The organism is Sphingobacterium sp. MYb382 (genome assembly GCF_037572665.1).
In the GTDB taxonomy this organism is placed as follows: Bacteria; Bacteroidota; Bacteroidia; order Sphingobacteriales; family Sphingobacteriaceae; genus Sphingobacterium.
Map to the genome: position 1 here is coordinate 94,497 of NZ_JBBGZT010000010.1, position 22,585 is coordinate 117,081.

The 22,585-nt window shown below is 37.5% G+C and carries 19 protein-coding genes; 11 read left to right on the forward strand and 8 right to left on the reverse strand.

Features of this window, described 5'->3' with window-relative positions; genetic code table 11:
• The first annotated feature begins 522 nt into the window (after positions 1–522).
• Genes WH223_RS03920 through WH223_RS03940 form a run of 5 tightly spaced genes read left to right on the forward strand, consistent with a single transcriptional unit; the run spans position 523 to position 8,387 of the window.
• Complete coding sequence (locus tag WH223_RS03920) at positions 523–4,155, forward strand: SusC/RagA family TonB-linked outer membrane protein (RefSeq protein ID WP_340046224.1); 3,633 nt, start codon at positions 523–525, stop codon at positions 4,153–4,155.
• Between the two features lie 12 nt (positions 4,156–4,167).
• Positions 4,168–5,622 carry a RagB/SusD family nutrient uptake outer membrane protein gene (locus WH223_RS03925; protein WP_340046225.1) on the forward strand — a complete coding sequence of 485 codons (1,455 nt, stop codon included), beginning with the start codon at positions 4,168–4,170 and terminating at the stop codon, positions 5,620–5,622.
• Positions 5,623–5,629: 7 nt separating this feature from the next.
• Positions 5,630–6,499, forward strand: a complete 870-nt coding sequence (locus WH223_RS03930; RefSeq protein ID WP_340046226.1) for a putative zinc-binding metallopeptidase — start codon at positions 5,630–5,632, stop codon at positions 6,497–6,499.
• 18 nt (positions 6,500–6,517) lie between these two features.
• Positions 6,518–7,531, forward strand: a complete 1,014-nt coding sequence (locus WH223_RS03935; protein WP_340046227.1) for a DUF4302 domain-containing protein — start codon at positions 6,518–6,520, stop codon at positions 7,529–7,531.
• A gap of 49 nt (positions 7,532–7,580) precedes the next feature.
• The gene (locus WH223_RS03940) at positions 7,581–8,387 is read left to right on the forward strand and encodes a hypothetical protein (RefSeq protein ID WP_340046228.1); all 807 of its coding nucleotides are present in this window, start codon (positions 7,581–7,583) and stop codon (positions 8,385–8,387) included.
• Here the strand turns inward: WH223_RS03940 and WH223_RS03945 are convergent.
• On the reverse strand, positions 8,384–8,836 hold the full coding sequence (locus WH223_RS03945) for a hypothetical protein (protein ID WP_340046229.1): 453 nt from the start codon (positions 8,834–8,836) through the stop codon (positions 8,384–8,386). The genes WH223_RS03940 and WH223_RS03945 overlap by 4 nt on opposite strands.
• 475 nt (positions 8,837–9,311) lie before the next feature.
• On the opposite strand from WH223_RS03945, the gene WH223_RS03950 reads away from it, so the two are divergent.
• From WH223_RS03950 to WH223_RS03960, 3 genes are all read left to right on the forward strand, one after another.
• A complete protein-coding gene (locus WH223_RS03950; protein ID WP_340046230.1) occupies positions 9,312–9,914 on the forward strand; it encodes a hypothetical protein in 603 nt (200 codons plus the stop codon).
• 73 nt (positions 9,915–9,987) lie between these two features.
• The gene (locus tag WH223_RS03955) at positions 9,988–10,668 is read left to right on the forward strand and encodes a YdcF family protein (protein WP_340046231.1); all 681 of its coding nucleotides are present in this window, start codon (positions 9,988–9,990) and stop codon (positions 10,666–10,668) included.
• Positions 10,669–10,734: 66 nt separating this feature from the next.
• A complete protein-coding gene (locus WH223_RS03960; protein WP_340046232.1) occupies positions 10,735–12,447 on the forward strand; it encodes a WG repeat-containing protein in 1,713 nt (570 codons plus the stop codon).
• A 20-nt stretch (positions 12,448–12,467) separates the two neighbouring features.
• Here the strand turns inward: WH223_RS03960 and idi are convergent, their stop codons facing one another.
• Genes idi through WH223_RS03995 form a run of 7 tightly spaced genes read right to left on the reverse strand, consistent with a single transcriptional unit; the run spans position 12,468 to position 17,671 of the window.
• A complete protein-coding gene (idi, locus tag WH223_RS03965) occupies positions 12,468–12,986 on the reverse strand; it encodes an isopentenyl-diphosphate Delta-isomerase (RefSeq protein ID WP_340046233.1) in 519 nt (172 codons plus the stop codon).
• 51 nt (positions 12,987–13,037) lie between these two features.
• Positions 13,038–13,727 (reverse strand): lycopene cyclase domain-containing protein, encoded by a 690-nt coding sequence (locus WH223_RS03970; protein WP_340046234.1) that lies wholly within the window; start codon positions 13,725–13,727, stop codon positions 13,038–13,040.
• A complete protein-coding gene (locus tag WH223_RS03975; RefSeq protein ID WP_340046235.1) occupies positions 13,724–14,179 on the reverse strand; it encodes a beta-carotene hydroxylase in 456 nt (151 codons plus the stop codon). The genes WH223_RS03970 and WH223_RS03975 overlap by 4 nt, the downstream gene beginning before the upstream one ends.
• Positions 14,180–14,181: 2 nt before the next feature.
• On the reverse strand, positions 14,182–14,649 hold the full coding sequence (locus WH223_RS03980) for an SRPBCC family protein (RefSeq protein ID WP_340046236.1): 468 nt from the start codon (positions 14,647–14,649) through the stop codon (positions 14,182–14,184).
• A 49-nt stretch (positions 14,650–14,698) separates the two neighbouring features.
• Positions 14,699–15,535: a phytoene/squalene synthase family protein gene (locus tag WH223_RS03985; RefSeq protein WP_340046237.1), complete on the reverse strand. Its 837-nt coding sequence runs from the start codon at positions 15,533–15,535 to the stop codon at positions 14,699–14,701.
• On the reverse strand, positions 15,519–17,012 hold the full coding sequence (locus tag WH223_RS03990) for a phytoene desaturase family protein (RefSeq protein WP_340046238.1): 1,494 nt from the start codon (positions 17,010–17,012) through the stop codon (positions 15,519–15,521). Before WH223_RS03990 ends, WH223_RS03985 begins: the two co-directional genes overlap by 17 nt.
• Positions 17,012–17,671 carry a MarR family winged helix-turn-helix transcriptional regulator gene (locus WH223_RS03995; RefSeq protein ID WP_340046239.1) on the reverse strand — a complete coding sequence of 220 codons (660 nt, stop codon included), beginning with the start codon at positions 17,669–17,671 and terminating at the stop codon, positions 17,012–17,014. The genes WH223_RS03990 and WH223_RS03995 overlap by 1 nt, the downstream gene beginning before the upstream one ends.
• Positions 17,672–17,887: 216 nt before the next feature.
• Between WH223_RS03995 and WH223_RS04000 the strand changes: the two genes are divergently transcribed.
• The 3 genes from WH223_RS04000 to WH223_RS04010 all read left to right on the forward strand — a co-directional run bounded on the left by WH223_RS04000 (position 17,888) and on the right by WH223_RS04010 (position 22,582).
• Positions 17,888–18,658 carry an MBL fold metallo-hydrolase gene (locus WH223_RS04000; RefSeq protein WP_340046240.1) on the forward strand — a complete coding sequence of 257 codons (771 nt, stop codon included), beginning with the start codon at positions 17,888–17,890 and terminating at the stop codon, positions 18,656–18,658.
• Between the two features lie 204 nt (positions 18,659–18,862).
• Positions 18,863–21,586: a DEAD/DEAH box helicase family protein gene (locus WH223_RS04005; RefSeq protein WP_340046241.1), complete on the forward strand. Its 2,724-nt coding sequence runs from the start codon at positions 18,863–18,865 to the stop codon at positions 21,584–21,586.
• Positions 21,587–22,051: 465 nt separating this feature from the next.
• Positions 22,052–22,582 (forward strand): hypothetical protein, encoded by a 531-nt coding sequence (locus WH223_RS04010; protein WP_340046242.1) that lies wholly within the window; start codon positions 22,052–22,054, stop codon positions 22,580–22,582.
• Positions 22,583–22,585 lie beyond the last annotated feature (3 nt).

A 22,585-nucleotide genomic window follows, 5' to 3' on the forward strand; every position in this document is an offset into this window, starting at 1 on the left:
GTTGTAGCACCTCTAGCAGACGGTTTTAAAATCTGTACATCTAATCACAAAATTTTGTTAACCAGTACAAATATAAGGGAATGTTTAGAAATGTAGTAAACTTTCTTATAGGCGTATCAAGTAGACATTAATGAAAAAATAAGTTATCCTGTTTCCGTATGGGTTAGTTTTTATACCTAAATCAAGCCTTTACGTCATTATTCTAGGTAGAGTCCGTAATTGGAAATCAGTTGTATTCGTTTTCTTTTACGGATGTCAATAGACCTAGCGGCTTTTGTTTGACATGTTTAAAGCTATTTAGTTATCTCGTTTTTCGGGGTAATTCTCGATGTAGGCTTGAAATGGAAAGAAACTTTCAAAGCGGCATGATACTTATTTTTTTAAGCTAGCAGTGTTGTAGCACCTCTAGCAAACTTTTTTAAGACCAGTACATCTAATCACAATTTTTATTAACCAGTACATCTATTAAGGTGTTTTCAGCAATATGTTGGAAAAATCTACAGTTGTGCTTCACTAACATTTATGAAAAAAAAGGAAGTTACAGTGCCTTTTTATGAAGTCCTTCATAAAAAATGGGCCGAGCTTAAACTCAGTTACTCAACAATTTTAGGGATGAAACTAACCGCAGTACTCGTCTTTTTATTCTCAATACAGGCCTCTGCCAATATTTTTGGACAGCAGGTTACGTTGAATTTAAAGAAGCAGAATCTTGCTGTAGCCTTAGGAGAAATCGAAAAGCAAACAGGATATAGCTTTTTGATTAATTCTAGCCACTTCAGGAATTCTGAACCCGTAACGATAGCTGTCAACAAAGTACAGCTGAAAAATGTGTTGGATGAAATTTTTAGATTTCAACCCTTCAACTATATTATTTCGGACAAAATTATCACCATCAACCCAGCGTCTTTACGCGAGGAAGTTGCACAGCAATCGATCTCTGGCCGCGTTGTTGATGCCTTTGGAAAACCCATAGCAGGGGTTACCGTTTCAGCGGTTAATACTTCAAAAGGAACGAATACTGATGGTGATGGGCGCTTTAGTATTGCGATCAATGAAGGTATTACTTTACGATTTTCGGGGGTAGGTTTCAGATCGATAAATAAAGCTGCAGCACAAAATATGACTGTTACGTTGGCGAGTGAAGATCAAAATATTGACGAGGTCGTAATCACGGGTTTTCAGAAGGTCGATAAAGCTAAGTTTACAGGTTCAGTAAGCCAGGTAGATAAAAAGAATATTGACCGATCTGGTTCTTTGGATGTGTCGCGTATGCTTCAAGGAGCAGCCGCCGGTGTTTCCGTACAAAATACATCGGGTACTTTTGGGGCTACTCCCAAAATACGTATTCGTGGTAACTCCTCTATTAGCGCTAATCAGGAACCTTTGTATGTTATTAATGGTGTGCCTATTACATCTCCATCTAACGTTTCTGTTAGTCAGTTGTATAGTGGCGACCCGGCTTCGGTACTTGGGTCAGCTATTGCTGGTTTAAATGCTCAGGATATTGAAGATATTCAGATTTTAAAAGATGGTTCAGCGACTGCGCTTTATGGTACACGTGCTGCAAATGGTGTTATCTCTATTACGACTAAAAAAGGTTCGTACAATAAGAAAGATATTAATCTAAGTACGGCATTGTCTATTGGGGTGAAACCGAATGTCAATAGATTCAATTTGATGAACTCTAAGCAGGAGATGCAGTTGTATAAAGAAATGTATGATAGAGGCTATTTATCTAATGCTAACTGGCCAACTTTTACTGGTGCATTTACGGAAACCTACCGTCAGCTTGCTTTAAGGAATATTAACTTAGATCAAGCTTATGACGAGCTGAATCGTTCAACGAATGCAAATACAGATTGGTTCGACGCCTTGTTTCGAAACAACCTGATACAAGAGCATAATATATCTTTTTCCGGCGGTGGTGATAAGCACACCTATTACGTTTCTGGAAGTTTAGCGGATGATAATGGGCAAGCCATTGGCTTTGGAACTAAACGCTATACAACCGATTTGCGTACCGTTTTTAATATCACTCCTAAGTTTGATGTTGACATTAACTTTAACTGGAATATGCGTAATCAACAAACACCGGGAACGAATGAGTCTGGTGATTTGTCTACGAGTAACTTTTTCGAAATAACACGATCTTTTGAGATAAATCCATTTTTATATGCGATGGGCACTAGCCGTGCGATGTATCCCTATAATCCTGATGGATCTTATAAGCAATATATTGAAAATCTAGCTCCTTTTAACATCATTCAAGAGTTAAAAGAAAACTTTAATGATATTAAAACACAAGAGGTCCGTTTGATTTTAAGACCTTCCTACAAGATTTCTAAGAATTTACGCTTTGATGGTATCTATGCTATTCGTAAAAATAATAGTAAAATCAGCCATATCGTTACCGAACGTTCGAATATGGCTAATGCTTATCGCGTGGATTACAACGATGTCTTGAGAAATCAAAACCCATTATTGTATCAGGATCCCAACGAGCCATTTGGTTTCCGGGAGACAATTTTACCGGAAGGTGGTTTCCGATATATATGGAACACTTGGCAATCTTTTTGGAGCGTGCGTAATCAGTTAGCTTATAATCAACAAATAGATAAACATAAGATCAATCTATTAGCAGGTATGGATCTTGAAAAAACGTTCGTTGAGAGAGATTATGCTAAGGCTTATGGCTATATGTACTACGGTGGGAAAATTGCTTCTCCTTCTCGTTTAGGGATGATTTATGCCGTTAATAGAGATGACCGTACTTATATTGAGAATTTTCAAGATAGAAGGAATGTTGGTTATTTTATCAATCTACAGTATACTTTTAATGATCGCTACAATGTTGATTTAAGTGGCCGTCAGGATGGAAGTAATATGTTTGGTAAAATGCAACGTTCAAAATTCCTTCCTAATTACGGGTTAGGTTTCGCTTGGAATGTTGAGAAAGAAGGTTTCTTTCAGGCTATTAACTCAAGTGGTGTAGTAGATTATTTGAAATTTAGAGTAAGTCATGCCTTACGAGGAAATAGCTTTGAAACATCTCCGATGCTTAATGCCAATATTATCAACATGCCACGTTTGGATGCTGTTAATAATAGTAAAGGTATCCGTGTGATAGCTCCTGAGCTTTACAATTTAGCATGGGAAAAAGATTATACAACGAACTTTGCCTTTGATATATCACTTAAGAATAGATTAACGCTTACAGCGGAATATTATTCACGCAAAAATAAAGATTTGGTTGTTCCTTTTAATGTTGCTCAAGAAGACGGTTTTAATTCTAAACGGATCAATTTTGGAACGATGACAAATAAAGGTGTTGATATTACCTTTGGTTACCGTAATGTGTTGAACAAGAAAGATTTTATCTGGGATTTTAATTTAATCTATGGCTATGTTAAAAATGAATTGATTGAAGGTGAGTTACAATCGGCTTTACTTAGTCAGATTACTAATCCACTTGGTTATCCTATTAAAGGATACCCGTTGGAGGCTCTTTTCGGGTTTAATTATTCTCGATTGAACGAAAATGGACGTCCACTTTTTAATGGTTCATCTGGCGAAGTTAATGGAATTGTTACTACCTCAAGAGATCGTTCTCTAGTTTCATATTTGGGAAGTCGTCAGCCTTTAGGTACAGGGTCTATTGCAAACTCCTTCCAGTACAAAGGATTAGAGCTTCGTGTCTTTTTGACCTATGCTTATGGTCATAAGGTATTTACAAGCCCTATTGCCTCCCGTTCCTATGATGATTCTGGTTCTAAATCAGCTGATTTGAATTACAGATGGCAGGTTATTGGCGATGAGGCTCATACGAATATTCCAGGCTTGTTGAGTACCATTCAGCGCTCATATTTAGGTAGTGTTAATAATATGGACGAGACGGCTTATAATAGAAGTGATTTTCGTGCAGCAAGTGCAAGTAACTTACGTATTAGCGAAATCTTGTTAGCCTATGATTTGAAAAAACTATTAAGTAGTAATGCTAGTTTGGTTAAGAATGCACGAGTGATGTTATCTGCAAATAATATTTACTATTGGGCGAGCGGTCGCTTAAGAGGTGTAGATCCAGATTTGTATTTGATGGGAGGGACTTCTTTGCCTAACCCAAGATCATTCTCAATGCGTTTAACATTTGGTTTTTAGGAGGAATTGTAAATGAAAAAGATAGTAATAATAACGACCATTTTTCTCAGTGTACTGTTAGGGTCTTGTGGAAAATTTTTAGAAGCTCCTTATGATAATAGAGTCGAGCTTACTGATGTAGCGGATATTGAATTGCTTGCGATTAATGCTTATCCAATGCGTGCCGACTTGTTTTCGGAAATATTAACGGATAATTTTCATCATTATGCAAGCACTATGCAGGCTAGTAATGCTGCAACATATGTACCTATTTTTAAATGGGAGGACGAATATTCGGATGCCATTACAACGGCAACGCCAACCCATGCTTATGCTGAGTATTATAAGAAAATTTATGAGGCGAATTTAATAATCGAATCATTGAGCCTAGCAAAAGGTAGCGACTTAAAGAAAAAATCCTTACTAGGAGAGGCATTAATTTTACGTGCTTATAGCTACTTCTCCCTTGTGAATCTTTTCTCACTTCACTATAATGAAGCTACCAATGCTACAAACTTAGGGGTTCCATTGATCTTGGAAGTGCCAAAGGAAAATAGATCTTTATATAATCGTGCAACTGTTAAAGAGGTTTACGACCAAATTGATAAAGACCTTGAAGAAGGGTTAGCCATGTTTAAGGATGGAATTTCTTTAGCTCCACGCACAGCATATCGATTTAGTCTAAGCAGTATCTATGCTTTTCTAAGTCGTATTAATCTTTATAAGGGAAAATGGGATGAGGCAGCTAAGTATGCAGACCTCGTTGTGGCAGAGAAAGGTGTTGTTGTCCGTAAAATGGTTGAAGATTTTCAACGTAAATCTTCAACATCCGAGCAATATTGGGCACAAGAGATTATGAATCCTTCTATTCATCCTAATTTGTTGTTAGTGAACCAAGTTACCTCTACATTTTTATGTAGACCGTTTGGCTACCGCTTGGGTGGGTTCTACATTGCCCATGATATGTTTTATGCTACACCGACCACCGATTATCGCTATCAACATTTTAGTGCTAGTGGTACCGTTATCGATAGTGTTGCTCTCGTCGTTAAGTATGGTAATCAGCCTAATAACCCGAGCGCTGTGCAGGTGAGATACGACTGTTTCACGATGGAGGAAGTTCTATTTAATAGAGCCGAAGCAAACCTACGAAAAGCAAACCCTGATATAGCAAAGGCAATGTCCGATATAGAAGCGATTCGTAAAGAACGTTTCAGCACCGCAAATTATAGACCTTTACCTACACCAGCAACTGTAGAAGCAGCTATTACCGCTATTTTAAAAGAACGGAAACTTGAATTTATAGGACAAGGTTTGCGTTGGTATGATATTAAAAGACTTGGCATACAAGTAGAGCATCGTTTAGTTCGAACAGATCCAAAATCAGCTACGATATTACTACCTAACGATAAGCGTACAGCACTACAAATTCCAGTACAAGCACGCATCGGAAATCCATTATTAGAAAATCAATTAAACCCTAGATAGAGAAGCTATGAAAAGATATTTGTGTTTATTGCTAGTGGTATTCTTTATCACAAGCTGTCAAAAGGATAATAATCCATTGGGCGAAGTGGACGAAACAATTGATTATTTCTCCAAAAAACAAGTGAAGCCTAAATCTCAATGGAATGAATTGGATTACCTGTGTGATTCTATTCAAAAGGCTTTTGGTGTAGAGATTATTTATGAATACTCTCCACGTATTATTGGAAGTTCTACCTTCTTTATGCCTCCTCAATATGAGTTTGCATTGCCTTATACGAAGGTGGTGTTAAATAAATTATGGCTGAAACCTTTGAAGGAGTCCTTTCCTAAGTTCTTCGATAATGAAACCCCAATAGAATTTATTCTTGCCGGTGGATTTGTACACTTTAACGATCCAACGACGACAGCTACGGCAGCTGGAGCTGGTATGAATGCGCAGTACTATCGTTTAGGAATGGGAGGGGTGAATAGGTTTTCTACATCCAAAGCTTGGCTTTGGGACCATATCGTGACCTTATACCATGAACATGCTCACCAAATTGATCATAAGTATGGTCGAGGAATTCCTTTTGATCGTACGTCGCAGGGTAAGTATTATGGTATTCCTGGCTATGCTTCTGTCAATCAGGCGCAAGCACGAAGAGATGGCTTCTGGACAGGATATGGCGGTTTTGCAGTAGAAGAAGATTTTGCCACTACCGTAGAATATATGCTTCGATTGAACCAAGCTCAACATGCTGAACAAAGAAGAATCAGTGAAAGTGCTGCTTTGGAAAGCAAGTATAGATTGGTTTACCAAAAATATCTAGACATGGGCGTGGATTTACATAAGCTAAATGTCATGCTTGACTCTGTGGTGTATAAAGTAAATTATTAAATGCATAAACGTATTTTTATGAAAAGTATAAGTAAATTTTTTGTGTTATCCTTTCTGGCCTTCCTATTCGTTGGCTGTGAGAAGGACAATATCACAAATTCATATATAGATGAGAACCCTGAACGTTTAGATAAAGTAGCCGCTGATCTTCGAAAGACATTGGCTTCTGCGGAAAACGGTTGGGTTATGATGGTGAAGACGGATCTTAATAGTGAAGTATATACTCCTATTGTCTTAAAGTTTGATACAGCAACCAATAAGGTAGATGTAAAGACCGTTTATGGAGAAACGGCTGATACTGATTCGTACTTCCGTATTGCTAACGGTACGGGGTCACCACAGTTAACCTTCACAACAGGGTCTATTATGTCATCTTTGTATCGCATCGGTGCTCGTGGATCCGATATCACCGACCATATTTATAACTTAGTGAGTGTCTCTACAGATACGGTTGCTATTCGCGGTTATCGTAGTGGACGAATCTATGCGCCAGAAGGTGGTGTCATTTATAAATTATTCAGACGACCAGCAAATTGGAAATGGGCGGACGGGGTAAATTATTTTGATATGAATTCTACCGTTTTTAAAACAAACATCGAGTCTGTAGCTTCTACAGTGAGATTTGAATATGCCAATAATCCGAATAAAAACAGAACAATAAACTCTGTATTTACTAATGTTCCTGCGGCTAACGTTCAAACGATGCGTAATGGTTTTATTTTTGCCATCAGTAGAAATATTGGTGCCGGAGGATTTAAGAATCCTGATTATATCAATTTCAGGTTTCCTTATCTTACCACCACGCAGGATGCTGCTCCTGTGCATGGGAATAATGCATTAAGCTTTTTACCGCAAGCGGCTGGCTACACAAGTAATGTGACCAACATGAATAATTTTATCAACACGTTTAATTTACATTACCTAATTTGTACGAATGTGACGCGTGCAGGCAATAATGTGAAGATTGATTTTGAAGCCTATGATCAAAAGGGGAACCCAATCATTAAAGCTTTTTACGATAATCAAAGATAAGTAGTCACCATTAATAGGCATGAGATTTTTTCTCATGCCTTTTTTTACTATGCGAAAAATCATTCTATACCTTCCTATCGCTTTCTTACTTTTTTCATGTATAAAAAAGAGGGAGTCGACAAAATCTACAGCGATTGTAATAAAAAATATAGCAATAGACTCTGTTGGAGTGCGGTTAATCCATTATATGGATGGGAAAGAGCTTGTAGATACTTTGATTGCTGTGAAAGATACATTGGTCTTAGACCAATTGAAAGATGATATGTACTTGGTCGCAATCTCTTGGCCACGAACGCTCATACCACATCAGATATATCGAGATAAATCCTTTAATAAGGATATTGATGAATACTATGTGTTGAGCAAGGCTTTTTATGTTGACCCTCTTGTTTCTAGTAAATATGAGTTTTATATGGACTCCATATACACCGGTGAAGAAATAGAATTAAATAGTATTGCTAAGGTTAATGTGAATACTTCATCCTGCGAAACATGTGCCATTGCCGAGAAATATTGGAATAATTACAATATTTTTTTTGATCGAAAAGATATGTTGGTTGATGCCTTAAATTTGGCTTATTATAAATCTGTAGATGGAAATAATGATGCCTCTAGGAATCGTTTTTTAAAGGTTGATTCTGTTAAGAAAACTGTATTTACAGATTCGCTATACAAAAGGGATTTCGATCAGCTGGTGCATCTGTATCCCGAGAGTAAAGCCAGTACATTTTTTGTTTTCTATCAACTATATGTTGAGCGTAACTTTGAAAAATATAAAAATAGCGTCAATCTGTTACAAGGTAAAGCCAAAGAATCTAGGTATTACAAAATGATTCAAAATCAGTATAAAAACTAAAGTGAAAACTCACTACGTATAGCATCGCTCAACTTATCCGGTTCATCTGTTCCAATCCGAACTATCGTTTCCGTACCATTGTTGTACTTAATTTGAACGGCTTTATTCCCTTGAATATTGTAGAGCATGCCATTTAACGTAAAACGAATACCATAGCCGGCCAAAACAGAGGTCTTAACCGCTTGTACATTCGTGATTTTTTGTGGTTTTATGTTAATACGAATAAGACCAATGCCGTAAATTAATTTTATTTTATGATCGGCTACGACAACAGTTAGTTTATAAAAACATAAGGTGACAAGAAGTAAAAAAATGCCAATGAAGCCCAATTTTGAATAATCACTAGTATTTGTTCTTCCCCCGAATAGAAAAGAGAAAGCTACAAACCCAATCATTATGGAGAGCAAAATAATAAGTAACCATCCAACCTGTGTTTTTTGATATCTCATAGTCATTTTATTTACAAAACATTACTATATCTAGTATACGTTTTTATAATTAATTGATTTTGTTTGGTATGTTTAGTTAGTAATAACTTACTATTTAAATATAAGCATTATTTCTTGAAAAGAAAAAGGACACCAAAAGTTCAATAATTGATGTCGTGTTGTGCTTGGGATGGCCAATAATTTGATTCACCATTTAGATCTGGACGAAGGAGATAAAAATCAGTCTTGTTTTACTTGCCACGACTTATCAATATCATGACGCTACTGTTCAGTTAAAATTTCTTACAGAAAATATAAGGGCACGCGCTTTTTATAAGAAAAATGGTTTTGTATAAAAGAAAATCGGTACTTCCGCCGATGGAACCTATGTGCTGATGGAAAAATCGAAGAAGTAATAATGTTTTTTTTTGATGTTTTTATTTTAAGTATCTTAGATAAGTAATTATCTGCTTTTACTAACCAATTAATTTTTTGAATGAAAAGAGCTATTGTTGTAAACCTCACACTTTTTATCTTAGCGAGTATCAATTCTTTTGTGGTAAAAGGGCAAGAGACAGCCGTTGAGAAAAGAATCTATTTGGAGACTGATTCTGTTCCTAAAGTTATCTATAACTATAATGGTCGAGATAATAAGCTATGTGCTTTTATCAACAATGTGTATCTTCCATTAGAGGCTGTTGCGTACACCATTAAATCTGAATCTATTGAGTCTGTATCTGTAGATAAGCAGAAGAAAACCATACAAATTGATGGTGTTGAATATTTTGGAATCATAAACATTATCTTGAAACCTGCATATAATCCTATTTGGATTAGTTTTAACGAATTGATAGCTAAGTATACTAACTTAAAAAATGAACGTATGATTCTTTCGATAGATGGTGTACTCGTAAACTTTTCCAGGGATTTGAAGTTTATGGACGAGGGAAATATTATGCAGGTAAAAGTTGAACAGCTTGATTTGCTAGATAGTACTGATCCTATTCATGCAGTCAAATTGCTAACCCGTACGAAAGAGAATTTAGAAAAGGCTAATAGAATTTATATTAGAGGTAACGCCGTTGCAAAATTAGATTAGTGGTTTAGTAAGGTTTGACAAAACAGCCAGTAGGGAAAGCAAAACAAGAAGTTTTTTTAATAGCTTAAAAATTATGACTAAGCTTCGCGAAATCAATAAAATACCTATTCCTCCAGTGATGTCAGCTGATATGATAGCGGCATTGACAAAGCTTTGTTTCTTTAGCGCTGCACTGCGTTCCGCGGATGTACTCTTTGTTTTTGGATCTCACATAAGGCACAGGGAAATTGCACATATCATTACAGATATCCTCCATGAGCATCTTATTCCGACAGTTATCCTGACAGGTGGTATTGCTGATTATAAGGCTACGCAATATGTACCTCAAGCAGAATCTTCTTTGTTATTTGAGCTACTGCCAAAAAATGAATTTTCACATACTACGTTTATACTAGAGGCAGCTTCTAAAAATACACTGGAAAATGTACAAAATGCCATGATGCTTTTTGATTTTGACGATGTGAAAAAGGTCTTATTTATCTCACACGCTTATGCTGCGCGTCGAGCAGCCCTGACGCTTAAAAGATATCTACCCGATGTATCTTTTGGGAATTATCCGGTAGTTATTCCATCGATAGATTCCGATTTCTCCTTATCCAAACAAGAATGGTATAAAACGGAATATGGTCGTTCCATAGTTTGGGGTGAATATTTGCGCATTAAAACGTATGGTGAGCGCGGTGACTTTCCGATAGGAAATGTGCGTGAGCTTATGGATAATGTCGCGCAGTATTGGCAATCTGCTAAACGCTAAATTATACTTTTTACTGTGTTTTAATTTTGAAAACCACTATTTTTAGTCCAAAGCTTAAGAATCTTTATGGCCCATAGGATCTATATTTACAACGTTGATTTAAAGGATAAGGTAGAATTTCCAACGCTATTAGCAGAATGGAATTACGTGTTGCCGGCGTTACTCACTCCTTTGTTTGCCGTTGGAATTCGTACCAAAGGAACGCTACTTTATGCCGATAAAGATGCGGGAGTGGAGCGCCTGCGTCAGTTTTACGATTTGCTTGAAAAGACGTACCAACTGCAAGAGAATACTTCGTTTGTTGTCGCTAGAAATCAGCTATTTGATTTTTTAGAAAATTTACCCTTCGAAACGTTTAAGATTGATGGCCGTGATGTGTTCGATATGCAGGAGGAAAAGCATAGCGAGCAGGCTAAAAACTGGGTGCTAGAAATAAAGCAAGATATACGCTACTTTGAGGAAGCGCTTGTTACGCAATCTTTAGCGCCGCTTGATGAGGTACTTGACCGTGTAAGCATTCGTAGTTTCTTGGATATCTTGGAGACCGACTGGATTGCTTATGGTGTAGGCTATTGGGAGAAAGCCGCCATTCAAGATAAAGGCGTTTCGATTTATGAAGAAGGTGGGAAATATGGACTGAAAGACCGTTACGGTAATACCTTAATCGGAGCAACATATACAAGGCTTCATGCTTGGAATGAATCAGGCATTGCGCTTGTTGAAAAAGATAATCGTTTTGGCTTTATCAGCAATTTAGGTGAAGAGCTGGTACCTTGCATGTATGATTGGGCCGTTGATCCACATGAGGTTGATGGAAAGCATTATGCTGAAGTGAAAAAGGGTGAAAACTGGGGCGTTTTGGAAGTCGAAACAGCGCACTGGGCTTTAGAGCCTATATATGATTTCGTACGGTGGGTATATGAAGGTTACTTTACGACAAAGCAAGATAATGCATTTCAGCTCTATCATATCGATGGTCGCTGCATTATCGATGAGTCATCAGCTGAACCCTTTCAATTTGACTTTAAAAATCTGTTTTTTGTACAAGCTAAGGGTTCTATAAGTCGAAAGTACTATCAGCGAAATGGTCTTGTCTTTGGCACTTTTATGGAAGATGTCCTGCAGCCTTTGGCCAACGGTTACTTTTGGACTAAGCCCAATAAGTTACAAAAGAAAATAAACATCTTGAAGCCTGATGGACAGGCTTTGGCTGCCAATACCAATAGAATCATCGCACGCGATGGCTATCAAACTATCGCTTATCTAGATGGTAAAGAGTGGAAAATATATAGTCTTGAAAATCATGTTTTCCGACTAGAAGAGGACGTTATTTCTAAATTGTCGCTGGATGAAATTGGAGATTACGTCGTTGATGTTTTTGTGCTGACGACTGCACGTGGGCAGGGCATTTATCAAGCTTCAGCTGGAAGATGGCTACTACAGCCGGAAGTAGATCACCAAAAAATTACGTATTGTTTTATGGAGTTTATGCGTATCACAACAAGCCGAGGTATGTGTTATTTTGACGTGAAGCTGGAGGCCTTAAGTGAGGGTTACGACTATATCTGCGAACCTATTCATTATCCAAATGCCTCATGGAAAAAAGGTGAACTACTTATCCTTTTTAGAGAAGACCGCCTTTATAATGTAGACTTACAGAAACAGGTTGTGGAAATATCCGCTTTGGAGATACCTAGTTTTTACGCAGATATGCAAAACCTCAATGTAAATGACCAGCAGTATTTTGATGCTTTTTATCAGCGGGTGATAAACGTTTAAGTTGTCTAATTGATCAGTCTTTATTTTTGTATTGCAGAAAGCACCTCATTAATAGCCGTTCTAAACCAAAAGGTGTACTTTGCTGGGTTTTCATGGATGTCTAGCAATAGGCTTTCTGGATTAACCCATTTATAGTTTTGAACTTCTGCTGGATTTGGTGTAGGATTTGTATTTGTATAGCCTACAAATACATGATCGTATTCATGTTCTATCAAATCATTTTCTACAGCGGTGTGGTAAATGAAAGAAAATACATAATCCAGCTCGCAGGTCATTCCCATTTCATAGGCTAAGCGCTCGATGGCCGCAACTTTTACATCCTCATTCCATTGCGGATGGGAGCAGCAAGCGTTTGTCCATAGGCCAGCACCGTGATATTTATTTTCTGCACGTTGTTGTAGGAGTAACTCCCCATTTTCATTAAATAGAAAAATAGAAAATGCGCGATGAAGGAGACCTTTTTCATGGGCAGCTAGTTTTTCGATAACAGCTAGTGGATTATCCTGCTCATCAACCAATACAACTTCGTTTCTTTCCATACTTTTTCTTGTGAATTATCTAATTATTATTTACGCGCGGTATTCGTGAACTCAATCTTTTTTGCTGAATAGCTTAAAAAAGTAAATATTTAATAAAAACTGACTATAGCCATATACGGCATCTTCAATAGGGATTGTCCACATCCTAATGCCTAAAAAGTCATGTGGATTATAGTTTACAATGGCCGACGGAAGTCCCGTTCCTGTTAACAAACCATTGACGGGGAAGAATCCCAACATCAAGATGAAGAAAATAAAAGAAGCTTGTCCGATCCATATTTTCTTGGCTACAAAGTGTAGATACAGCAACGTGAAAAGTGTGATTAAAGCGGTAACTAGCGTATATATTTTTTCGTGATATAGTAGGGCAACCACAATGAGGGCGATAGCACTTAGAAACACAATAATGTTGTTCCATAGATTCGCCCAACTTAAGTCGAAAAACTTGTCTAAACAGTAGTAGGTAAACACACACGAAAAGGGAATACACCAGAAGAATAACCATTCTTCGAGCGGTAATCCAGCAATGGTTATACCAAGGGTATATGATGTGTCGAACCACCAAACGCCTAATTTTGTAAATGCTATATCCCAACCGACGAATGGTAAAGCCACAAGCGTACTTGATATTAAGAACGTTCCAAAGTGTTTGTGAAACTGTATTCTCTTATCAAAGGAAGCTACAAAGCAAATGATAATGGTGAAAAAAAGAATGAGTATATAAGTATAAGGCTGCATCATTGTTTTTTCTTATAGTACATTTTAAAATATTTTAGGGGTACCCACAAAAAGCCAAAACATTCACCCTCTTCTTTTCCGAGATGCTTATGGTGCTGCTTATGTGCTCTGCGGATAGCGCGTAGGTAAGGGCTTTGCACTTTGCTAAGTACGGGTGCTCGTTGATGGATAAAGATATCATGCACAAAGAAGTAGGCCATACCGTAGATTGTGATGCCGAGTCCTATAAAAAATAGATAGTTGAAATCTCGCTGCACACCTTGGTATAGTAGGATGATGGCCGGAGTTGCAAAAATCACGAAAAAAAGATCGTTTCTCTCCAGAGGACCATCCTGACTATGGTCATGGTGGTCTCGGTGTAGAAACCATAGAAAACCATGCATCACATATTTGTGAATAAGCCAGGTGGCACCTTCCATGCAGATAAAAACGATGATTAAGATGAGTATTGCCATGATCAGACGTCTAGGTTTGCAAATGATTTATCCAAAATCTGATAGCGATAATCAAATATTTTCTCCAATTTATTTTTCACGAAAAGCTGATGTGCTAATGTTCCTAATGGGCCAAAAGGCAGCTCATAGTCGACCGTATCTTTCATCAGTACACCTTCTTCATTGGGAAAGAACTCATGATAATGGTTCCAATATTTGTACGGTCCTTTTTCTTGAAAATCGGTGAAGCTACGTTTAAAATCTACTTGCGTAATTTTTGTTTTCCAATGTAGTGGGATCCCCAAAATAGGAGAAACGGTATAGTCAATGACCATCCCAACATGTATTGCCTGATTGCTTAAGTCTGTCAACACCTTAAAACCCATGTCTTGTGGTGTGATTTTCTCAAGATTATAAGGCGAAGAGAAAAAGTTCCAAGCAGTCTTCACATCACAGTTCAATTGCTGTTCTCTAAACAACCGGTATCTCATATTCTTGTTTTATAGGTGTGATCTTTAATTTTTTGAATCATCTAGCTTATTACAGACTAGCAACTTTGTAGCGAACATAGCTCTTTAAGGCTACGATTGCTTTTTGCGAGTCAGGAATACGTATCCTGCTTTCTAGAATATCCTGCGAAGCAGTTTTCTTGATTTTTCGGAATAGCGATAAATAGTATTGATATGCTAAGTACACGCCAAATTTGGACGAGTTAGGTAGCTTTTTGATACCTACTAATGCTTCCTTAAACTCCGTTTCTATTTCTTTTTCAATTTGCAGCTTTACTTCATTGTTGAATATGCATAGATCTATGCCCGGGAAATAAGTACGGCCTAATATTTTATAGTCGTCCTTCAAATCTCTCAAGAAGTTTACCTTCTGAAAGGCAGAGCCAAGTTTCATAGCATATGGTTTTAAAGCTTCATACTTACTCTTGTTACCTTCGGTGAAGACTTGTAGGCACATTAAACCAACCACCTCAGCCGATCCATAAATGTATTCGTTATATAAATCTACACTGTAATCAATTTTTTGAAGATCCATTTCCATGCTATGTAGAAATTGGTCAATCAATGTTTTGTCAATGTCGTATTTGTTCACCGTTTCTTGAAAGGCTTGTAAAATAGGGTTTAGCGATATACCTTCTTCTAGCGCCTGATTCGTTTCAATTTTTAAACGATCCAATAGTCCTTTCTTATTGTAGCCATGAAAGCTATCGACAATCTCGTCAGCCAACCGCACATAACCATAGATAGCATAAATGGCCGGACGAATTGCTGGCGTTAGGGCAAGTATACCCAGCGAGAAGCTGGTACTATACTTTTTTGTAGTCCGTTTGCTTACATCGTAAGCTAACTCATCAAACAGTTTTTTCATGACTCATTGGGTTTAGTTGGTTGACTTCTTGCGCGACAATTCTTCCAGAGATAATAGAAGGGGGGACGCCAGGCCCTGGAACCGTGAGCTGCCCCGTATATAGTAGATTGCTTACTTTTTTATTTTTAATCTTCGGTTTTAGGACGGCCGTTTGGCTTAGCGTATTTGCCAATCCATAGGCATTTCCACCGTAAGCATTGTAGTCTGCCATAAAGTCTTTCACGGCATAACTTTTCGTATACACGATTTTCTCGCGCAGGTTGGTGCTCCCAGTATGTTTCTCTAGACGGGAGAGCATCTCCTGTAGGTATTTTTCGCGTACAGACTCCTCATCTGCCAAGCCGATAGCGATGGGCATGAGTAGGAAGATGTTTTCGCTATCTGGCGGTGCTACAGCTGGATCTGTTTTACTTGGACAGCAGCAGTAAAAAAGTGGCTTCTCGGGCCATTTTTGCTCCTCATATATACAATCGATATGTTCGTCCAAGTCGTTCTCGAAAAATAGCGTATGGTGTTTCAGGTTTGGAATTTTCTCGTTGAACCCCAAATAATAAATCAAACTAGACGGAGCAAAGGTCTTTTTACGCCAATAATCATCGGTGTAGTTGCGGTACTCTTCATCCAATAAGGTTTCCGTATGATGATAATCTGAAGAACTAATGACAGCATCAAAAGTATAGTCGCGACCATTAATATGTAAAGAGGTAACCTGTCCCGATGCAACGTTAATCTTATCGACCTGATGGTTGAAGTGGAATTGTACACCTTGCTTTTTGGCCACCTGTTGCATAGCCAAAACCAACTGATAAAAACCTCCTTTAGGGTAGTGTGTCCCTAGAACATAACCACCATAATTCATTAAGCTGTATAGTGCAGGGATATTTTTTGGTGATGCCCCTAAAAATATAACCGGAAACTCCATCAACGTGCGGAGCTTCTCATGCTTAAAATATTTAGCAACGTAGCTTCTGAAGTTGGTCAGTAAGTCGAACTTGAGCGAGTTTTGTACGATTTTGGGCGATAGGAACTCAAACCAGCTATGGCATGGCTTATTGACAAAATCTTGCATGCCTACTTCGTATTTAAACTTCGCTGCTTGCATAAACTTAACCAATTGCTGTCCTGCTCCGGGCTCAATTTCTTCAAATAAGCGCTGTAGCTCTTCGTAGTTTTCGGGTACAGCGAGTTTAGACTCCGCGAAGATCATTTCAAACTGTGGGTTTAAAGAGATAAGCTCGAAATAATCCGTCGTTTTCGATTGGAAATTTTGAAAAAACTGCTCAATAATATCGGGCATCCAGTACCAGCTAGGCCCCATATCAAAGACAAAGCCATGCTCAGTTGTAAATTGACGGGCTCTGCCGCCAGGCTGTCCATGTTTTTCAAACACATGAACCTCATTGCCTGCTTTGGCAGCATAGGCTGCCGCTGATAGGCCTGAAAAGCCCGAACCGATGATGGCGATTTTCTTCTTCATTATTTCCACGCTTTTAATACTTCATCTAAAAGATGTGCTACGTCTGTGTTTTTCTCATAAATAGGACGATGAAAATCGTTCAACTTGTTTAAAAGTCGGATAAGTTCGTTTTTCTCAGTCGTTGTGAGATCACCCGCTACAATTTGTGTTGCTTGGCGTATTTTAGGCATTTGCTTTTCCAAAGCGTCAAGCCCTAGGGGAGTAATCGCAATAATTTTGCTTCTTTTATCTGTTGGCGAATCGCTTTGTACAATCCACCCTTGTGCTAACAAACGATTAATGATTTGTATGCCAACAGGCTTCTCGTGCACATTTTTTTTGATTAAATCCATCTTGGTCATCGCTCCAAAAGCTTTTAGATTGATGAGATAGATGAAATCTTCTTGCGTAGAAAAATCTGAATTATGAATCGCAGATTTTGAATAGGACTTCGCATATCTATTCATATGGACGATTAAGGTGTTTATTACACTTTCAGCACTACGTCCATTTTCGATTCCTTCCCAACTAACCGTTGTAGCAGTTTTATCCTGTTGCAATTGCTCGGCCATCCATGTTTTGAAGCCCACGATATCATTTGTATAGCTCGTATTTTCCTCGCTTTCAACTTCGAAAAGTTGAACCATATCTACAACCTCTTTTAGCAGCGTATAATTCATGATTCTATAATAATAGTATGTAAATATACTATTTGTTTTTAATTATGGTTTGTTTTAGTACTAATTTATTCGCCGTGGGAAATTTATAAGAACAGATATTATGGAAGTAATTGCATAAAAAGTGAGTTTTAGTAATTCTAAGAGGCTTAATTTATTGATGGGGTTCAGGTAATTTTCTATATTTTAGGGATGTGAAAATTTGTTGTAAAAAGTAAAATGATGCCAAAAATATACCATTTAAACTGTGTGAAGATTGTATCACCTGTGCAAGATAATGTGAGTGGACATTGTTTATTGTTGCAGGAAAAGGACAGACTTGTGCTTATCGATACCGGAATTGGTTTGTTAGATACACAGTATCCACAAGAAAGAATCGGACAAGCACTAATAGATATCGTGGGGTATAGGTTTCACGAAGAACAAACGGCTTTGCGACAAATAGAAAGTTTAGGTCTTAACCCGACCGCGGTAACGGATTGTATTATATCGCATCTCGATAACGACCATATTGGCGGTCTTGCCGATTTCCCAAAAGTAAGGGTTCATGTTTCTGAAGAAGAGTACGCTAGTTTTAAAGGTGGAAATCCGCGTTATTTGCAAATCCCTTTAGCCCATAATCCAACAATAAAAACGTATGCTAAGTCCGACGTCGATTGGTTTGGATTTGAAGCACGAAAAATAGAGGCTAATTTGGAAACCGAGATTTACCTTATTCCGCTATTCGGACATACGCTAGGGCACTGTGGTGTAGCTTTAAAAGTAGGAGAGAAGTGGATTTTTTACATAGCTGATGCCTATTATTTACGGGCTGAACTAACAGATAGCCAACATCCGGTACATGAGTTAGCGCGTATGCGTGCAGAAAACAACGATTTACGTATCGCAAGTTTGGATAAGATTCGCCAACTGCTCGGTAAACATCCAGAAATTGAAGTATTCGGCTATCATGATATCGAAGAGTTTTTATCATTTAATTCGTTTGTCTAAAGATACGGCTTTGAGCTAAGGCGATTTTTTCTTTTCCATTGTCTTTGCTGATTAGTAAAGTGTAAAATAGTTTTTTAATTACCTTTTTAAGTTTGAAAATAGCTTGTGAAAAAATGTTACGTTTGCGGAAAATACCCATCTTTTTTTGTGTAAACCAGCGCTAGTTGTTATTTTGAACATGCCCTATAAAATATTGTTTCATCTATGATTAGATACCCTGAAGGTATAGCATTTAAGTATCCCTGGCGAAAATATCAGCAACGTGTGCTTGATGATCTACAAAGCCATTTAAGCGATAAACATTTACATGTAGTTGCGCCACCAGGCTCCGGAAAGACTGTGTTAGGTCTTGAAGTGGCTATTCGGATTAATAAACCGACCTTAATTCTTGCGCCAACCCTTGCTATTCGGAATCAGTGGATACAGCGATTTTGTGATCTTTTCCTGCAAACAGACGAGATGCCTGACTGGATTTCAAGAGATATCAGAGCGCCGTGTTTTATGACTGTTGTTACGTATCAAGGGCTTCATGCTGCTTGTAATAATATAAGGATGCAGGAATCTGAACTGGAAGAGGAGGAGGAAACAGATGAGAATGATACGACAAGGACACACAATACGAATTTAGAGGCTATTGTGCGTGGCTTGAAGGCGCAGAAAATCCAGACGATTGTAGTAGATGAAGCACATCATTTGAAGAATGAATGGTGGCAGACTTTGATAAAGATAAAAGAGTCCCTTAATCCTATTATTGTTGGTTTGACGGCAACTCCTCCTTATGATGTTACAGCAACGGAATGGCAACGCTATATTGCTTTAAATGGGCCTGTCGATGCGGAAATCGCTATCCCTGAATTGGTCGTGGAAGGAGATTTATGTGTACATCAGGATATGGTGCATTTTAGTGCTGCTACTGCCCAAGAAAATGAACGTATTGTCTCATTTCGGCAGAAAATAGAAAAGTTGTTTCAGGAAATAAAAGGAGATGAAGCACTTAAAAATGCATTAATGAACCACCCCATTTGGGTAAATCCAAATGAAAACTTAGAATGGATTTATGGTAATATTTCTTGCTATACAGCATGTTTAGTTTATCTGCATGCCAATGCTATTAAGATTCCAAAGATTCATTTCGAAATTATGGGCGATAAGGATCTAGAAGTTCCTAAGCTTAACTATACTTGGATAGAAAACTTGCTCGATTTTTATCTCTACCGCGATAGAGGGCGATTCAAATCTGTTGAAGAACATCAAGCTCAGCTTGAAAGTAAGCTACGGACATATGGTGCGCTGGAGAAAAGACAGATTAACTTTACTTACAATCGTGAAGTGATGAAAGGGCTTACTTCAAGTATCAGTAAGCTTGATGCTATCAAGGATATTGTTGATTTTGAGTATCAACAGATGGGGAAGGAATTACGTTTAGTGGTCCTTTCTGATTATATCCGTAAGGAGTATTTCATCAGTGAACGCGAAAATCAGCTACCACTCAATAAACTAGGTGTTATTCCCATTTTTGAAAAATTACGTCGTGAAAATTCGTCGGGTATGAAGATTGGCGTATTAACGGGGTCGCTGATTATTATTTACAAAACGGCTTATAGTGCCTTTGAACAGCATGCTACTCGAGCTGGAATACGTCATTTTGATTCATTTGTAGTGCCATTTGATGAAAATTATATTGTCATACAGCAAAATGAACACCTAAAAAATGTGATTATACATCTGGTCACAGAAGTTTTTCAATCAGGTGATATTGAAGTTTTAATAGGCACAAAATCTTTACTCGGCGAAGGCTGGGACGCTCCCGCAATTAATGCTTTAGTGTTGGCGAGCTTCGTCGGTTCCTTTGTTTCGTCTAATCAAATGCGTGGTCGTGCCATTCGTTCACAAATTCATAATCCTAGTAAAACAAGTAACATTTGGCATTTAGTAACCATTGATCCGACTTCGTCTACGGGTGGTGTTGATTTTGAATTAATGAAACGTCGGTTTAAAAGTTTCGTAGGCATTTCTTTTCAGGAGGAAAAAGGTATTGAAAACGGTGTCGGACGGTTAAATCTACCTTTACCTATTTTGGAAAAGGAACAAGCGATTGAGAAAAATCAAGAAATGTTCGCTTACGCGGCGGATAGAAATAATTTAAAACATAAATGGGAGGAGGCGCTGGAAACAGGTGTTTCACTCGTTGAGGAAATAAAAATTCCTTCTCTTACGGCCAAAGAACGTAAAGTTACGAAGTCGGTATATTTTACGAAGACGATTGCTAACTTCTTAGCTACGTTAGTGTCGGGGATGCTGGGTTTTGGTTTTGATGCCCTAAAACTTCTCTATAAAGAATCTAGAAATATCAAAACAGCACGTGATTTATATTTGGTATTAACCGTTATTGGTTTGGTGGGGATGATTGTCTTTGGAAGACAAACCTATAAAACTTTCCGTTTGTACCTCAAGTACCGTGATATCGGGAAAGATATGCACAAAATAGGGAATGCTTTGGTACAAACCTTCATCGATGCTCAACTGATTCGGACAGCGCCGTCAGAATTAAAGGTTGTAACTAAGACGGACCTCTGGGGAGCAGTTTTTTGTCATTTAGATGGAGGAACAACTTTCGAGAAATCGATATTTATTCAGGCCTTACAAGAGATTATTGCGCCCATCGAGAGTCCTCGTTATTTGATTGTCAGAAAGAGTCTATTGTTGTTTTTCGTGAAGCAAAAGGATTATCATGCTGTTCCGGAGCTTATTGGTAAAAACAAAAACTTGGCTCTCCGTTTTAAAAAGAATTGGAAAGCTAATGTGGGGCGATGTGATTTGCTATTTACACGAAGTTTGGAGGGAAGAAAACTCGTCTTGCAATCTAGAATGTTAGCCTTATCGGCTCAGTTGGATGAACATGCGGTGCATGTCAATAAATGGCGATGAGAGAAATAGGAGGAACTCGTTATTCAAAAATTCTAAATATTGTAGATTGATGCTTAATATTAATGGACCGAATTGATTGATGACATGCATTTAAGATCGTAAATTTCGAAAACAAATTTATAAGCATCCTGGAATTGAATTATTCGGCAACCATGTTGTTGATTAATTTTTAAATATCATCGATTTAAAAGGTTGACTGTTTTAGTATTGTCTGTAACAATCTTGCTTATAAGGCAGCTTTGTTGATTTAGAAAGTGATTTTTTGATTAACATTTTACGGGAAACCTTTTTTTTGTTGTGTAATATGTCTGTAACTTCGATATAAACAAATGAGTAATGGAGTTTTGTTATAAACTCTGATACTGGTTAATTTGATGTTTTATCATTTAGAACAAAGTATGAACCCCTCTTAAATTTTATTTACATAGGGCTTTATAAATAAAATAAACCTACAGGTTGATTGAAATGGAAATTATAACTATCTTTGCTGAGAGACTACTTTCTTTTAAATATGATGCAAACTTTGGGTCAGAGTATTCTAAAAAGCTTAGTGAATGGGAAAATCAAGAATTTTTATTTACTAAAGCTCTGGAAAACAATATTGGTATAGATTGTATTGATCAGTTTTTTTATGAAGTTTTTTACGATAGAGAGTGTTTAATGAATTTAATTAAAGATTGTTGTAGTCGTGATTCTCTTTATGATGTTTTTCAAAATCTGCATTTAAATTCTCATCAAATACAGAGATATGAAGAATCGAAAATGAAATTTAGAGTTAAGGAACATAAGCATAGACTTTCAAGACTCCGCTTGTATGCATTAAGGGTTAACAATTCTTGTTTCTTAATTACAGGTGGTGCAATTAAATTTACTCAAGAAATGCAAAGCCACCCTGATACTTTGCTCGAATTAGAAAAGCTTAAAAATGGAAGGCTTTTTTTGATGAAGAATGATTTCAATGAAGAAGACATTGTTGAAAACCTTTACGAGTCTTAAAAT